Source organism: Deltaproteobacteria bacterium, from assembly GCA_009930495.1.
In the GTDB taxonomy this organism is placed as follows: domain Bacteria; phylum Desulfobacterota; class Desulfovibrionia; order Desulfovibrionales; family Desulfomicrobiaceae; genus Desulfomicrobium.
On record RZYB01000354.1, the window covers coordinates 1 to 1,666 of the forward strand.

At 57.6% G+C, this 1,666-nt stretch carries 3 protein-coding genes; 1 reads left to right on the forward strand and 2 read right to left on the reverse strand.

The genetic code is table 11. The features are described 5' to 3' along the window. Positions 1 to 150: 150 nt before the first annotated feature. Entirely contained in the window at positions 151 to 549 is a 399-nt protein-coding gene (locus EOL86_14615) for a hypothetical protein (protein ID NCD26805.1), read from the reverse strand. Next, entirely contained in the window at positions 390 to 995 is a 606-nt protein-coding gene (locus EOL86_14620; protein NCD26806.1) for a hypothetical protein, read from the reverse strand. Before EOL86_14620 ends, EOL86_14615 begins: the two co-directional genes overlap by 160 nt. 278 nt (positions 996 to 1,273) lie before the next feature. On the opposite strand from EOL86_14620, the gene EOL86_14625 reads away from it, so the two are divergent. Next, the coding region (locus EOL86_14625) for a WYL domain-containing protein (GenBank protein ID NCD26807.1) at positions 1,274 to 1,666 on the forward strand (393 nt) is incomplete at its 3' end.

Genomic DNA, 1,666 nt, shown 5'->3' on the forward strand with positions numbered 1-1,666 from the left:
CGGGTGGGAGTGGTTACCCACCGGGTATCAATTGTATCTTTCTTCATATTTACGGTTTCTATAAGTCCCGATACGCTGGGCTTATCCTGTCGCGACGCACCTTTCGCGGTCATAAATCCCCTCATTTTCGCACGTTCCGACTCCAAACGATCATAGATGTCTGCGAGTCGGATCTGTCAAATCGCCGATCGGATAATTGGTGTGGGAGCGGCATGCAAGGGGACAGGCTACTATTCCGTGCGGGACTGCCCGTCTCCCGTTGGTCGGCTTTTTGGAGTACCAGCCGTAGTAGCGGACAAGCTGGAAGCTTTTGTCGGGGATGTGGGACGTGATCGCCGCGATAAAGTCGAGTGGTGTGAATATGCGGAAGTTGGCGTTGACCTTGGGGTTCATGCCAGACCGGTAGATGATCGTGCCGTCCGGGCCAAGGTGCATTTTCTCGACGGAGAACGGGTTACGAATGATGTATTGGGCGAGGCGTACCAAGTCGTCGCGCTCATCAACTCCACGCGGCGGCGGCGATGCACGTTGAAGCCGGAATGCTTCCAGCTCATCAGCATGTCGGCGCGTTCTTTCGTGAGCAGCCCCTTCCCGAACAGGAAGGAAAGCACTCGCGCACGAAAAAGCTCTTCGAGCGGCTTAAGCGACACGTCGGGCATGACATGGAACATCCCGGCTGATGTGAAAAGGCCGTCTGCCACCAGCGCGTGCAGATGCGGATGGAAGTCCAGATATTCCCCGAATGTATGAATCGTCATGACCGCGCCAAGGATGCCCTCGGGCAGATCGAGCGCAACGCGCAGGTAGTCGCGCAGACATTCATTGGCCATGCGGCACAGGTCTTTGAGCAGGTCGCGGTCATATTTGAAGTAGACCCGCAGCATTTGGGCAGGGCGAAGGTAAAATAACGATGCGGGACGGGATACAGGATGGTTTCGGTCAGCAGTTCGCCGAATAGCTGCACCTTTTTCTGGTGGCAGGTTGGGCAGAACCAACGGTGGCACCGACGATTCTTATACCTTGCCGCCAGTGCGGCTGAGCCGCCGGGAGGCGTCCTTGCCCGCAAGTTGCTGTCCCATTATGAGGGCACCCCTCTACACCTGGACATGCGGTCGGTGCTGGAAACGCCGACCGAAGGGAGACAGGCCGCCTGCAAGGCGGCAACGGAGCGAAGCGGAGTGGCAACATCGCCGAGTCGCTGGAGGGCGATGTCACCATTGAACCGGATTGGCTCAGTGAACATGTGGGCGTATTGCCGGAAGATCGAGTGCGGATGGATCCGGACGTATGGGCGAGAATGGCGGAATACATAGAACGCCGGGAGGTGATCCAGGCAACATACCAGAAGTTTGACGGGCGGTTATCCGAATACGAGCTCCATCCCTACCACCTGCTCGCCTATCACGGAAACTGGTATCTGATGGCGCGAAACGCACACAAAGAGCATGTGGCCACGTTCGCCCTGTCGCGATTCAAATGTGTTAAGGGCGCTGGTGCGCGGTTCACTCGCCCTGCGGACTTCAACCCCGATGTCTACGCACGGCAGGCTTTCGGAATCGTGGGCGGTGAGAAACCGCTCAAGGTCCGCTTGCTGTTCGAATCGAAGCTGGCCGTATATATCACCGAACGGCAGTGGCACCCGTCACAGGAGTTCCACCTGCGCAGA